The 1,305-nt window shown below is 35.9% G+C and carries 1 protein-coding gene; it reads left to right on the top strand.

Features of this window, described 5'->3' with window-relative positions; translation table 11 throughout:
- The first annotated feature begins 533 nt into the window (after nt 1-533).
- Complete coding sequence (locus AC1DJR_RS30135) at nt 534-1,241, top strand: IS6 family transposase (RefSeq protein ID WP_477004274.1); 708 nt, start codon at nt 534-536, stop codon at nt 1,239-1,241.
- Nucleotides 1,242-1,305: the final 64 nt, after the last annotated feature.

Genomic DNA, 1,305 nt, shown 5'->3' with positions numbered 1-1,305 from the left:
TGTCATAAAGTTGCGTCCATTGCATGTGTAAATAAGTTATTGAAGCTTCTCTTCTACCTCATTACACATAATATGTACTATGATTATCGATTAACCGCCTGAAACCATAGTTTCATTCATCACACCATATCTGCCCCCTATTAAAAAATGGACACATATTAGGGGTATTTGGTTTGCATTCTAATTGACTTAAAATCTCTGATATTTGATCAATTAGAACTCTAAAAAACAGTTGACTAATCGTAAGAAAAGCACCCTCGCCCAGGCGCCAAGAGATACATATACATTGAGGTAACTAACACGCTAGAAAAGGCCCTTCCATATCATTGTATGATTTATCAATTATCTTTATACCTAGAACACTCTTTAAATACGCTTAATGTGTAATTTTTATATAACAAATAAGAAAGCACCCATTTTGGGTGCTTATGTATACTAATATTGGTTCTGGTGCAAAAACTTTGAAGTATATGAAAAATGTCTATCAAACTTGGACATACTGATACTAGTACTCTAAAAAGGATGTGATTGGTATGGAAAAGCAAAATCTATTCAAGTRGAAACATTATCAGCCTGAACTGATCTTATTAACAGTAAGATGGTACCWGCGGTACAATTTGAGCTTTCGCAACCTGGTGGAAATGATGGAAGAACGAGGATTATCAATYGCTCACACAACAATTATGCGCTGGGTTCATCAATATGGACCTCAATTAGAAGAGAAAGTACGMYATCATCTTAAATCAACAAATGACTCATGGAGRGTCGATGAAACCTATATCAAAGTAAARGGTCAATGGATGTATTTATATCGTGCTGTAGATTCCGAAGGGAACACCATTGATTTTTATCTAAGTAAATCAAGAGATAAACAAGCAGCCAAGCGCTTTTTCAAGAAAKCCTTGGCTTTTTCGTACGTGTCTAMACCTCGTGTGATAACAGTAGATAAGAACCCTGCCTACCCTGTAGCGATTCAAGAGTTAAAAGAAGAGAAACATATGCTTGAAGGCATACAACTAAGGCAAGTTARATATCTCAATAATATAGTAGAACAAGATCATCGTTTTATTAAGAAACGCGTGCGTTCTATGTTGGGATTCAAGTCATTTAAAACGGCAACTTCCATATTGAGAGGTGTTGARGCCATGCATATGATGAAAAAAGGACAAACCTCTCAAGGGGGGAAGTCTGTCCAAAATCAGGTGAACCTCATTCATCAACTATTCGGTATTCCAGCATAAAAGTGGATTCCGTTAGGAATTTCTTCACTTCTTTATATCTTCAAAAAATGTTTGCACCAGAACC

The organism is Bacillus sp. 05T31 (genome assembly GCF_056396725.1).
Note: the sequence above shows the minus strand (reverse complement) of the source record. Positions and strands in the feature narration are given on the sequence as shown.